Origin of the sequence: Vibrio sp. 10N.247.311.47 (assembly GCF_041467535.1) — a bacterium.
Taxonomy (GTDB): domain Bacteria; phylum Pseudomonadota; class Gammaproteobacteria; order Enterobacterales; family Vibrionaceae; genus Vibrio; species Vibrio crassostreae_C.
Genome location: NZ_JBFSUR010000016.1, coordinates 78,457 through 90,365, shown reverse-complemented (window position 1 = coordinate 90,365; position 11,909 = coordinate 78,457). Strand labels below are relative to the sequence as shown.

9 protein-coding genes are annotated in these 11,909 nt (G+C 44.2%); 5 read left to right on the top strand and 4 right to left on the bottom strand.

The features are described 5' to 3' along the window. Positions 1-12: 12 nt before the first annotated feature. Together proQ and AB6E51_RS12500 are read right to left on the bottom strand one after the other, a co-directional pair. Positions 13-636 (bottom strand): RNA chaperone ProQ, encoded by a 624-nt coding sequence (gene proQ, locus AB6E51_RS12505; RefSeq protein WP_017057223.1) that lies wholly within the window; start codon positions 634-636, stop codon positions 13-15. 97 nt (positions 637-733) lie between these two features. Continuing rightward, positions 734-1,225 carry a GAF domain-containing protein gene (locus AB6E51_RS12500; protein ID WP_019823239.1) on the bottom strand — a complete coding sequence of 164 codons (492 nt, stop codon included), beginning with the start codon at positions 1,223-1,225 and terminating at the stop codon, positions 734-736. An 89-nt stretch (positions 1,226-1,314) separates the two neighbouring features. On the opposite strand from AB6E51_RS12500, the gene AB6E51_RS12495 reads away from it, so the two are divergent. The 4 genes from AB6E51_RS12495 to rsmF all read left to right on the top strand — a co-directional run bounded on the left by AB6E51_RS12495 (position 1,315) and on the right by rsmF (position 8,664). Continuing rightward, a complete protein-coding gene (locus tag AB6E51_RS12495) occupies positions 1,315-3,111 on the top strand; it encodes an ABC transporter ATP-binding protein (RefSeq protein WP_102333356.1) in 1,797 nt (598 codons plus the stop codon). Between the two features lie 54 nt (positions 3,112-3,165). Then, positions 3,166-4,449, top strand: a complete 1,284-nt coding sequence (locus AB6E51_RS12490; protein ID WP_065585048.1) for a paraquat-inducible protein A — start codon at positions 3,166-3,168, stop codon at positions 4,447-4,449. After that, positions 4,436-7,093 carry an MlaD family protein gene (locus AB6E51_RS12485; protein WP_372057973.1) on the top strand — a complete coding sequence of 886 codons (2,658 nt, stop codon included), beginning with the start codon at positions 4,436-4,438 and terminating at the stop codon, positions 7,091-7,093. Before AB6E51_RS12490 ends, AB6E51_RS12485 begins: the two co-directional genes overlap by 14 nt. 149 nt (positions 7,094-7,242) lie before the next feature. Further along, entirely contained in the window at positions 7,243-8,664 is a 1,422-nt protein-coding gene (gene rsmF, locus AB6E51_RS12480; protein ID WP_372057972.1) for a 16S rRNA (cytosine(1407)-C(5))-methyltransferase RsmF, read from the top strand. 297 nt (positions 8,665-8,961) lie between these two features. Here the strand turns inward: rsmF and AB6E51_RS12475 are convergent, their stop codons facing one another. After that, positions 8,962-9,870 carry a S1 RNA-binding domain-containing protein gene (locus AB6E51_RS12475; RefSeq protein WP_017059694.1) on the bottom strand — a complete coding sequence of 303 codons (909 nt, stop codon included), beginning with the start codon at positions 9,868-9,870 and terminating at the stop codon, positions 8,962-8,964. A 28-nt stretch (positions 9,871-9,898) separates the two neighbouring features. Between AB6E51_RS12475 and AB6E51_RS12470 the strand changes: the two genes are divergently transcribed. Continuing rightward, entirely contained in the window at positions 9,899-11,254 is a 1,356-nt protein-coding gene (locus AB6E51_RS12470) for a hypothetical protein (RefSeq protein ID WP_017063834.1), read from the top strand. A gap of 108 nt (positions 11,255-11,362) precedes the next feature. On the opposite strand, the gene AB6E51_RS12465 is transcribed toward AB6E51_RS12470, so the two are convergent. Further along, a complete protein-coding gene (locus AB6E51_RS12465; RefSeq protein WP_017059696.1) occupies positions 11,363-11,848 on the bottom strand; it encodes a PaaI family thioesterase in 486 nt (161 codons plus the stop codon). Positions 11,849-11,909: the final 61 nt, after the last annotated feature.

Genomic DNA, 11,909 nt, shown 5'->3' with positions numbered 1-11,909 from the left:
GGAGTATCTCCTTTAAGCGCGCAAGTGCTCCGCTTTAACAACCATTTGTAGGCCGTTTGCTAACTGAACACGCACATCTTCCTTATTGATTTCAACAATGGTCGCAGCCATGTTTCCTTTACCCATGTTCACATTTACTTCTTTGCCAGCGATGAATTCGTCAGCGTTCAAAGCGCGTGTTTCTACAGGCTTTTCTACTTTTGGTGCTTTAGGCGCTTGACGACGAGGCTGTTGAGCTTTCTTCGCCTTAGGTTTCGCTTTGCCTTCTTCACGAGCTTTTTGTGCTTGTTCTTTACGACGAGCCTGAACTTTCGCTTTGCTTTCAGCAAGTGTAGCTTTAGCGTGTTCAACGTGCTCTTCTTCTAGTGTGCCACACGCGTTGCCGTCTAGGTCAACACGTTCTGCGCCAGCTTTTACGCCGTGCAGGTAACGCCATGATGATGTGTACTGTCTTAACGCTGCACGAAGCTGAGTCTTACTTACTTTTTCGTCTTCATTTAGACGTTCAGCAAGATCTTGAAAAATACCAATTTTAAGTGGCTTCGCTTCACCTTCTAGAGTAAAGCATTTAGGGAAACATTCAGCAATATATGCGATAACTTCTTTGCTGTTTTTTAACTTTTCAGTGTTTTCCATGTGGGTTCCTGGTTTTTGCGGTTTTCCGCGAGCATTAAGAAAATATTTTTACGTATTATAGAGAGATGCTTGGGAAAAACCACAGTAAGAGAATAATTTATGCCTTGTTCGCGTGCGAATTAAGCAGCTTTTCCACTTCTGCCATGAAAAATGTCAATCCGTCCTCGTCAATTTGAGAAAAACGACCAACATTTGGGCTATCAATATCAAGAACGCCCGCGATTTTTCCGCCAATCGAGAACGGAATAACGATTTCTGAGTTACTTGCAGCGTCACAAGCGATGTGACCTTCGAACTCATGAACATCATGAATGCGCTGAACTGTATTCGTCGCAACCGCAGTTCCACACACTCCACGCCCTACCGGAATTCGCACACAAGCAGGTTGACCTTGGAAAGGACCCAGTACAAGTTCGTCTTTTTCCTTAGCTTGATCCTGCTTCATTAAATAGAAACCCGCCCAATTCAATTCATCCAATTCCATGAATAATAAAGAACTGATATTAGCAAGATTAGCAGTTAGATCGGTTTCTGATTCAATTAATGCAACGGCTTGTTTGGTTAAGCGTTGGTAATGTTCTATTTTCATATTAACTTCCAATTAAATTGAGACTTCCATTATCAAGAGAACGCAGTAGAATGCGGTCATCAAACTAAATAGGACTTATTCTCATTACAATGAACAATTCAGAAGACACTATTAGCCGTTCTTGGTTAATAACTCAAGTAAAAAAACACAAGTCCAAATTACTGTTTGCTAACATTATTGCCATACTTGCAACTCTCATCAGTGTCCCTATCCCGTTGCTCATGCCATTAATGGTTGATGAAGTATTACTTGATAAGCCTGCTTCTGGCTTAGAGATGATGAACCACCTACTTCCATCTTCATTACAAACACCGACTGGCTATATAGCACTAACTTTGTTGTTAGTGATTATCATGCGCTCCGTTAGCCAAGCGTTGAACATTCTGCAAGGGCGTCAGTTTACGCTTGTGTCCAAAACAATTACCTATCAAATGCGCAGCAAGATGATAGATAAGCTTGGTCGCATCAGTATTAGACAATACGAAACCAAAGGCAGCGGCGGTATCAACGCCCACCTAATAACAGACATAGAGACAATAGATAAGTTCATTGGCTCGACTCTTTCTAAATTTATCATCAGCTTCCTGACCGTGTTCGGTACAGCGATCGTGCTGTTGTGGCTAGAGTGGCGTTTAGGGTTGTTCATTTTACTGGTCAATCCTGTTGTGATTTATTTCTCCCGTAAACTAGGCAGCAGGGTCAAACACCTTAAGAAATACGAAAACCAATCTTTCGAGCGCTTTCAAAACCGTTTGGTGGAAACCTTAGATGGCATTTACCAACTGCGCGCGGCGAATAAAGAGCGTATCTTTCTCGATGAGCTTAAGGTTCAAGCAAACCAAGTAAGAATCGATGCCGACAAATACGCTTGGCAATCTGAAGCTGCTGGCCGTGTTTCGTTTCTACTCTTCTTATTAGGTTTCGAGCTTTTCCGTGCCGTCGCGATGCTAATGGTGTTATTCAGTGACTTAACCATTGGTCAGATTTTCGCGGTATTTGGCTACTTGTGGTTCATGTTAGGCCCAGTTCAAGAGCTACTAGGGATTCAATTCTCTTGGTATAGCGCGAAAGCGGCACTGCAACGCATCAACGATCTTCTTCAGTTAGAAGAAGAGAAGCGCCCTATCAGTAAAGTGAACCCATTTACTGAAGATCAAGAAGTGACAGTCGACATCGAAGACGTTACATTCTCTTACACATTAGAAAACACTGTTTTAAATAGGCTATCGCTGCACATCCCTGCAGGTAAAAAAGTCGCTTTGGTCGGTGCGAGTGGAGGGGGTAAATCTACGTTAATCCAGTTGCTGATTGGGGTTTACCAAGCAGACTCAGGTTGCATTCGCTATAACGGTGAAACAACCGATGACATCAGCTTTGATGTAATACGCAATCAAATTGCCGTTGTTTTACAACAACCTATACTCTTTAACGATACATTAAGGCATAATCTGACCCTTGGTGCTGAATACGACGAAATGTCGTTGTGGCGTGCGCTTGAAGTCGCTCAAATGCAAGATGTCATCAAGCAACTGAGCAATGGCTTAGATACACAAATTGGTAGGAATGGCGTTCGACTGTCTGGTGGTCAACGACAACGCTTAGCAATAGCTCGTATGGTGCTGAGCAATCCTAAGTTTGTTATTCTTGATGAAGCGACATCTGCACTCGATACAGCAACAGAGTCAGCACTGCATAAAGCGTTGAGCGAGTTTTTGAAAGATCGCACAACTTTGATAGTGGCTCATCGATTATCAGCGGTGAAACAAGCCGATCTAATCTATGTTTTAGAAGATGGACAAGTCACACAGACGGGAACACATGGTGAATTGGTTGAACAACAAGGACTCTATCAAACACTCTACGGCAGTGTGCAATCGCACGCCTGATGTTTGTGGCTCTGAGTCTTTAAGTCGGGTTGCTAACCTAACTTACGTTTCAACTTGGGAGGTCGCGTGACCTCCCCATCCGTAACCAACCCTTTATCAACAAAACACCAATGCGACAGCAGCTCAGTGCGTCTTTGCCAGGGCTGCGAACTTCCCGTAGATAAAATGGACATCCCTTTAGGGAAATCAGCTTACTGCCCAAGATGCGGAACTCAGCTTTATAGAGGCGGTACCCCTAGCCTCTCTGGAAACCTAGCAATCGCAATTACCTGCTTATTGCTGTTTATCCCATCGCACTTTTTTGAATTCATCAGTATTCGCCTGATTGGCGTCATGATACCCGCGACGTTACCATCGGGTGTTTTTACCTTAATGGGCGAAGGCTTCCCTCTGCTTGGCTTACTGATCCTGTTCTGCAGTTCGATCGCTCCGTTGCTCGTGTGTACATCGGTACTCATTACCCATTTATCATTGCGATTCAAATTTTTTACACCATTTAGGTATGCGTTAGCCATCATCCAGACATTAAAACATTGGATGATGTTGGATGTGTTTCTGGTAAGTTTGGCGGTCTCATGTTTCAAACTGCAAGATTACTCAGATATTTTTGTCGGCCCTGGATTGGTTGGCCTCATTCTTCTGCAGCTTTTCAGTGTATTGTTGGTAAGCCGCATCAGCGTGCGTCGCTACTGGGAAGCTTGGACAAAAGAATCTGACTACTCATTTACTGAAAGTAAGAACGTACACTGTCACAACTGCCACCTATCTCAACCGGATGGGCATACTTGCGTGCGTTGTCACCATGACTTATACCACCGCAAGCCCTACTCTATACAGAAGACATGGGCACTGTTGTTTGCCGCATCAGTGGCTATTGTGCCAGCCAACGTCATTCCGATTTCTATCCTTATCACCAACGGACAAAGGCTAGAAGACACAATAATTTCCGGTGTCGCGTCGCTAATAAATAGCGATATGTATGGCATTGCAGCGATCATTTTCATTGCCAGTATCGTCGTTCCCGTCGCGAAAATACTGGGCCTCGCGTACATCTTAATCTGTATCAAGATGAAGCGTACGATTTACCACAGACAACGTATGACCATCTATTTCATCGTGAAATGGGTGGGAAAATGGTCGGTTATGGATCTATTCGTTATTTCGATCATGATGACCTTGGTCGACCGCGGACAAATTTTAAACTTTACACCAGGTTATGGTGCAGTCGCTTTTGGCGTCGTGGTTGTTCTCACGATGCTAGCAGCGGAAAGCTTAGATCCTAGGCTAATTTGGGATAACTACACCTCTAAAGATGAGTCAGTGAATGAACAACGATAACCAATCACAAACGTCATATTCACCAGAAGTAAGGAAAAACAAAGGCATCTCACCTTTGTGGATTCTGCCGATATTAACCGTCGCATTAGCCGGTTGGTTGGTCATGAAATCGATCCACGATGCAGGCCAACGTGTTCAGATATACTTTTCAGATGCCGCAGGTTTAGTCGCAGGTCGAACAACGATTCGTTACCAAGGCTTAGAGGTGGGTATGGTGCGCGACATCACCTTATCCAAAGATCTATCGAGCATCTATGTCGATGCTGACATCTACCCTGAAGCGAAGAAGCTACTCTCAAAAGGCACTCGTTTCTGGCTTGTAAAACCGACAGCAAGTTTGTCGGGTATCTCAGGATTAGACGCACTTGTTTCAGGTAACTATATTGCTATCCACCCGAGCGAAACCAAACAAGACCCAGAAACCATTTTCCAAGCGTTAGAATCCTCCCCTTCTGATTTACTGGCTTCTGAAGGTTTGAATATTTCACTGACGACCAAAGATCTGGGTGGCGTATCTGTTGGTTCTCAAATCGTTTACCGTAAAATACCAATTGGTGAGGTTTACAACTACCAGTTAAACGACAACGCGAAATCCGTTACGATTCAAGCGTCGATTAAAGATGAATACAGCCATATCATTACCGACCAAAGCCGTTTTTGGAATGTCAGTGGCTTAGGTGCCAGTATTGGCTTTTCTGGTGTTGATGTTCGCTTAGAGAGCCTAAGTGCATTGCTTGGCGGTTCAATTGCGGTCGACTCTCCAGGAGAAGGCCAACCGGTTGAGATGAATACTAAGTTCAAACTCTACCCAGATCTGAAAACAGCGGGTCGAGGTATCTCTATCAAGATTGCCGTTCCCGATGATAATAAAATCAGTGCAACGGGTGCTCCGATCATGTATCGCGGCATTGAAATCGGTCAAATCACTGATTTATCGCTAAGTGAAGGGCGTGAAAACGTCGTTGCATCTGCCGCTATCCAACCGGCATTCAGTGACTTTTTAAACAACGGCAGTAAATTCGTTCTAGAAGAGGCTGAATTGTCGCTTACTGGCATGAAAAACATTGCCAATTTAGTGACAGGTAACTTTTTAACCTTGGTACCGGGCAAAGGTGAAAAAGCCCGTCGATTTACTGCGATCCGTAAGAACGAATTCAGTCAGGAACAAGAGAAATCCGTTGCGATTCGCTTAACCTCAAACAATTCGTTCGGACTGGATGTCGGTACACAACTGCTCTACAAAGGTATTGCTGTTGGCTCTATCATCCAAGTGGGCTTAGTCGATGGTGTTGGCACTGGCTCTGATAAGCACGAAGTGTTCATGGATGCGCTTATCGACAACGAGTACGCGCACCTTATCAAAAGTCACAACCGTTTCTTCGTGACAGGCAGTGCGACCGCGGAGCTTACCGAATCAGGTTTGAGTGTTACTGTTCCACCAGCAAAACAGCTTCTGACTGGCTCGATTAGCTTTGTAAGTGAAGGTAAATCTGAAGCTCGAACGGACTACCAACTTTTCCAAAGTAAATCGTTAGCAGAAATCGCTAAGTTTAATCAGTCCGGCTCAAAGACGCTTTCTTTGTTTGCCAGTGAGTTACCTTCAATTTCTAAAGGCAGTCCACTCCTCTACCGCAACCTACAAGTGGGTAGTATTTCTGATTTTCAGCTTGCCGACGGTGGCGTAAGAATCAAAGTCACAATCGAAAATCGTTACACGCACTTACTCAACAAGCACACTGTTTTCTGGAACCGATCAGGCGTTGAGGTTGATGCGTCGCTATCGGGTATCAGCATTAAAGCGGCACCAGTTAAAACCCTTATCCAAGGCGGTATTGCTTTTGACTCTCTGCCGGGAATCGACAACAAACTCGGCGATGTGTGGAAGCTATATAAAGACTCGAAATCCGCTCGAAAATTTGGCCGCGCGATAACTATCACCTCTGCAGGCGATCAAGAAGTCAGCAAGGGCATGGCGATCAAATATCAAGGTGTCACTGTTGGTGAGGTTACTTTGGTGATTCCGAACTTCAACAAGGGCGGCATTGAAATTACTGCGCGTATTTTACCTGAGTACGTCGACAAGATTGCCGTGACGAACAGTCACTTCTGGTTGGCAGAACCTGAGATTGGCCTTAATGGCATCAAAAACGTCTCTGCGCTGCTCTCTAAACACATCAACGTAGATCCGGGCAAAGGTGAAAGAAACACGAAATTTGAGCTTAGTAAGGGACCTGTGCAGCCTGAAGGCAAGATATTCCAACTGCAAAGCGAAACGCGCGGCTCAGTATCTGAAGGTACACCTATCCTATTCCGTGAACTAGAAATTGGCAGTGTTATAGATGTTCAGCTGGGCGAGTTTGCTGATCGCATCATATCTACGATTCAAATAGAACCTGACTACGCGTATCTAATCCGCGCAAACACCGTGTTCTGGAACGTGTCGGGCGTCGATGTCTCTATCGGCCTGTCAGGCGCAAACATCAAAGCCGGAACGGTAGACAGCTTGTTAAGAGGTGGTATTACATTCTCAACGCCACCGACAAATGAACTTCAACCAGTAGCAAGCGAAGATCAGTCTTTCTACCTCTATCCTCAAGCCGAAGATGAGTGGAAATCATGGAGAACCGCAATTCCTCGTCCATAGAGTGAACTCTCTGACGTTTCTGGAAGATTAATTCTTCATCAAAATGCAGCCATTAGGCTGCATTTTTGTTGTTTGCTGCAAATATGGTTTAGGACGGCCTCATTTTGCTTTAAACTCCCCGCATTAATGCAATAAATCGAGATACTCTTTTGCACGCTAACGTATATATTCCTGAAGAATTCCTAACGCACATCGAAGCAATCATGCCTAGTCATCTAGATATGGCTTCTTTTGTTGCGTCATGCCAAAAACCACTTCGTAAAAGTATTCGAATCAACACATTGAAAATCAGTGTTGAAGACTTCCTAGTACGAGCAAAAGAGAAAGGCTGGGAACTGGAACCTGTACCTTGGTGTGAAACGGGCTTTTGGATTACAGCGGACGAAAGTGAAGCGCCACTAGGTAATACGGCAGAACACATGTCTGGTCTTTTCTACATCCAAGAAGCCAGCTCGATGATGCCACCCTCGGCACTTTTCCAAGGCGAAGCTGATTACCAAGCGGTGCTAGACACTGCGGCTGCACCCGGCTCTAAAACAACGCAAATCGCTGCGCTAATGAATAATCGCGGTGTATTGGTTGCCAATGAGTATGCAGCAAGCCGTGTGAAAGTCCTTCACGCTAACATCGAACGTTGTGGCGTTCGTAATGCCGCTCTAAGTAACTTTGACGGTCGAGTTTTTGGTGGTTGGTTACCAGAACAGTTTGATGCTGTGTTGCTAGACGCACCCTGCTCTGGCGAAGGTACCATTCGTAAAGACGCCGATGCGATGAAGAACTGGACGTATCAATCTGTGGTCGATATTGCCGACACGCAAAAAGATCTGATTGAAAGTGCATTCCATGCTCTTAAACCTAATGGTGTTTTGGTTTACTCAACGTGTACGCTTAGCACCGAAGAGAACCAACAAGTGTGTCATCACTTAAAAGAAACCTTTGGTGATGCGGTTGAATTTGAATCTCTTGAATCACTATTCGACAACGCAAAAGCAACCACGACAGAGGAAGGCTTTCTACACATCTTCCCTCAAGTTTATGACTCAGAAGGTTTCTTTGTTGCACGTATCCGTAAATTAGCGTCTGTTACTCCACCAGAAGTTAAAAAACGTATGGGTAAATTCCCATTTGAAAAAGCATCAAAGAAAACTCAGCAAGAAGTCGCTGAACAACTAATGAGTACTCTCGATATCGAATTGCCAAGCGATACTCAGGTTTGGATTCGCGACAAAGACGTTTGGCTATTCCCAGAAGCGCTAGAGCCTATGATCGGTGAGTTCCGTTTTTCTCGCATGGGAATCAAGATCGCCGAAACCCATAAAAAAGGTTACCGCTGGCAGCACCAAGTGGCGACAACGCTTGCAACAGGTAATGAAGCTAATGTTGTCGAGCTAAGCATTGAAGATGCTCGTGAATGGTTCATGGGACGCGATGTTCGCCCTGAAGGCTTGTCTGGCAAAGGTGAAGTACTAGTGAAGTACAACGGTGCAATCATCGGCCTTGGTAAATGGGTTGGCAACCGAGTGAAGAACGGTTTACCACGCGAGTTAGTGCGCGATAAGAACCTATTCTAAAGCTTTCTCCCTGTATACAGCTAGATAAACAAAAGCCCAAACAACGTTAATTGTTTGGGCTTTTTCTATTCTATCGGCCATGTAACTCAGTGTGCGAGCGCTTGTAAATCAACAACTAATTACATAAATATCAATTCAAGCCACTATTTCCAAAAAGAAAAATCGCACTTTAGGGAATCTAAACTAGACTTCAATCTAATAGTCAAAAGATTAAAACGATTAGCGTAGGCTCTTCGGAGCCCTTTCCCCTAAGCCCAAACAGGAAGGTTTGGGCTTTTTTTTGACCGAAAGGACCGCTTACTTAACTAAGCTGATACCTTCTTTGTCGATAGTGATCTTGCCAGATTTGTATAGACCACCAATTGTCTTCTTGAACGTACCTTTGCTGGTTCTGAATGCAGAGAAAATAACTTCAGGAGAAGACTTATCATTCAAAGGCAGGTAACCGCCTTTCTTCTCAAGCAGGTCAAGAACCTTAGTGCTTAGGTCATCCATCTTAGCCACACCAACCTTCTGAAGAGACAAATCAATCTTACCGTCTTCTTCACGAACGTTTTTAATGTAGCCTTTTAGTGTTTTACCAATGAACAGCTTACCGATGATGTCAGATGGGAAAATCATACCCCAGTGTTCACCGTTCACGATCGCTTTGTAACCTAACTGGCTGCGCTCAGCGATAATGAGATCGACTTGCTCATTTTGCTTATAAGTCGCAGGCGTGTTGTCTAACCATTTGTTGAACTTCGTTGTACCAACGATACGGCTCGATGCTTTATCGATATACACATATACTAAGATTGACTGACCTTCGTTTAAACGGCCACGCTGCTCGCTGAAAGGAACAAGAAGGTCTTTACCTTTCACGCCCCAGCTCATGAATGCACCAGTGCTGTTAACACCTTCAACCGTCATCAAACCAAACTGGCCTACTTGAGCTATTGGTTTTTCAGTCGTTGCAGCGATCTGGTTGTCAGAATCTATGTATAAGAAAACATCTAGCTTTTGACCAATTTCAACACCTTCAGGAGTAAATCGTTTCGGCAGCAACACGGTTCCATAGTCGCTCGCGTCAAGGAATACACCGAAGTCTGCTTGTTTTACTACTTCTAAGTTGTTTATTTGACCAATATTAATCATCAAGGTTGTCTCTACTTTAAATTTGGCGGAGATTATACGTGATCTCTGATATGCTTTCGCTAGTTTCATTCATATTTTTACATTCTAGGAGACATCGTTGATCACCGTTGATAAACAAGATGCGATAACACTTAAAATTAACCATGCCATGGCTAAGACCAAAAAGCTCGACATGGACGTTTATCTATTCATTCCCGGTGAACTTGGACTGACTCCTGAAGTGCTTTCTGAAAGTGCCTTTTTCTACAGCTCAATCACTCAAAAACGTGCCTACTATAGTGACAAAACACTTTTACCTTTGGTACACAGTCGCTTGGCAAAACGTGGACGCTTATCTACAACACAGTATCGTGTCAGTTTGAGTCTGTTTGCCTACCAATATGTTATCGCGTTAGATAAAGCAGTCAGCAGCTTAAATAAAACTGATAGTGACGACGTAACGGCTGATGAAGTAGATGAAGTCATTGAATTGGCTTTAGATATCTTGAAGAAGCTACGCCGAAGCATCCCTTACGAAGAAAATCTCAAGCGCTACTACGCTAATATCGATAACTACCTATCTTGGTATACCGAGCAAAAGTTCCTATCGCTAGTTTCACACATGCCACGAGGTAGTGAGTATTCAACGATTAAAGAACGACTCTTAACGCTTTGTGATAAAGAGACCGCGCACCGTAAACTGAACCGCTACAACTCAGCAAGAGTTCGAGAGGACGTTACCCGCTTGAGTAACAAGATGCGTTTGCTGCGTCGTTTGATTGAACACCCTATCGTGCTTAAAGAAAAGACAACGTCGATGGGTAAGAACGTTAAGCGTGCCGTGAAAGGCATCGCGACCGGTTTGGTGATGGTTGTCGTGACCACTACTGTGATCTTGGCTCGTGACTTTCTTGGTGAGATTACCGCCTCTTTCATCGTGGCAATGTCTTTCATTTACGCACTGCGTGAGATCTTTAAAGATGACTTGAGAGACATCCTTTGGCGCTGGCTGCGTAAAGGCAAGCCAAAATGGAAGCGTCGTTACTATGATCCAACGACCAACAAGTCAGTAGGCCATAAACTGGAATGGTTGGACTACGCAAATTTTTCTAAGCTTGCAGATCGCATTCAGTCGATCCGTAAAAAGCGTGTGGTACAACGTGAAGAGCAAATCTTGCATTACCGCTCTCATACTGAGATGTCGACATCGACCTTTATGAGTGGTTATGAGGAGACTCGTGAAACGTTATCGATCAGCCTAAGAGCGCTGACACGGTTGATGGATAAAGGCTCAAACAAGATCTACCGCTTGAATGAAGGACAAGTGAGCCGCGAATCAGTAGAAAAGCGTCATCTTCTCAACCTGATCATTAAAGAGAACAACCATGATAACGAACCAACCTACTACCGTTGGAAGATCGTTATGAACCGTTCAAAAATAGTTGATATTGAGCAGATCACTCAAGAGTCATAGAGCCGTTATAAAGTTCTCTATAACGGTATGTGGAAACCATTCACATACCGTTGTTTTATCTCTTCAACGTTACCCATGACTTCTAAACCAAAATCTATTATTTAATCGCTATTTTCTTGAAGGGACTTTCTTAATTGAAAGCGTAAGCGTGAACTCCGCCATCGGCTCGTCACCATGTAAAGATGGGCAAGTCGCGATAATGGTTACGGGTTGATTGACCCGTTCTCCGGTCGACATGGTTTCTGCCAGCATAGTGTTGATCAGCTCACCGTCGTTACAAGTGAAATGCACATCACCTTCAGGGCGCTTCAAAAAGTTACCCGTCACCTCTTTAAAAGCCAACGAGATCTTTTCACCTTGCTGCTGAGATTTGCTCATCGCAAGAAACCCACCCGCGACATCCGCACCTACAGCCAAAACGCCAAAGTACATACTGTTAAGGTGATTCTTAGTACGCCTTCTAAGCGGGATTTTCACTTCAACATGTTGGTTGTCCAACGCGAGTAGTTTTGGTCGGCACAACCAGATAAGTGGGACTTTGAAAAAGCCAAACATGCTTAAGTAGAAATTTGCTTTTTGTAGAGGGGTCAACATTCGAATTACCTAGCCAAGTTAGTCATCAGACCAGTTAATCGACTAGCGATAAGAATGTCAA

Excerpts from the sequence above, each read along its gene's own strand:
- proQ (WP_017057223.1), bottom strand. The coding sequence starts at position 636 with ATGGAAAACACTGAAAAGTTAAAAAACAGCAAAGAAGTTATCGCATAT.
- AB6E51_RS12500 (WP_019823239.1), bottom strand. The coding sequence starts at position 1,225 with ATGAAAATAGAACATTACCAACGCTTAACCAAACAAGCCGTTGCATTA.
- AB6E51_RS12495 (WP_102333356.1), top strand. The coding sequence starts at position 1,315 with ATGAACAATTCAGAAGACACTATTAGCCGTTCTTGGTTAATAACTCAA.
- AB6E51_RS12485 (WP_372057973.1), top strand. The coding sequence starts at position 4,436 with ATGAACAACGATAACCAATCACAAACGTCATATTCACCAGAAGTAAGG.
- AB6E51_RS12475 (WP_017059694.1), bottom strand. The coding sequence starts at position 9,870 with ATGAAACTAGCGAAAGCATATCAGAGATCACGTATAATCTCCGCCAAA.
- AB6E51_RS12465 (WP_017059696.1), bottom strand. The coding sequence starts at position 11,848 with ATGTTGACCCCTCTACAAAAAGCAAATTTCTACTTAAGCATGTTTGGC.